Annotated in this window: 1 protein-coding gene; it reads left to right on the plus strand. The window is 59.2% G+C overall.

The window, feature by feature from the left end:
- On the plus strand, positions 1-314 hold a 314-nt coding region (locus ACZ2IA_RS22885; protein ID WP_470294888.1), incomplete at both ends, for a transposase.

Genomic DNA, 314 nt, shown 5'->3' on the forward strand with positions numbered 1-314 from the left:
CCAGGACAAGATCACCGCCCTGAGGGCGCGGATGAAGGAGCTTGAGGCCATCGAAGTCCAACTCAACAACACGCCCGACAAACAGATCTCCCTCACCGACCCCGATGCCCGGTCCATGAAGACGCGGGGCACAGGCGTCGTGGGCTACAACGTCCAGACAGCTGTTGATGCAAAGAACCACCTGATCGTCGCCCATGAGGTCATCAATGCCGGCATTGACCGGGACCAGTTGAGTACGATGGCCAAGCAGGCGCGAGAAGCCATGGGGACGCAGGATCTGACTGCGATTGCTGATCGAGGCTATTTCAAGAGCG

It is taken from the genome of Crenobacter sp. CS_VA4, assembly GCF_055597485.1.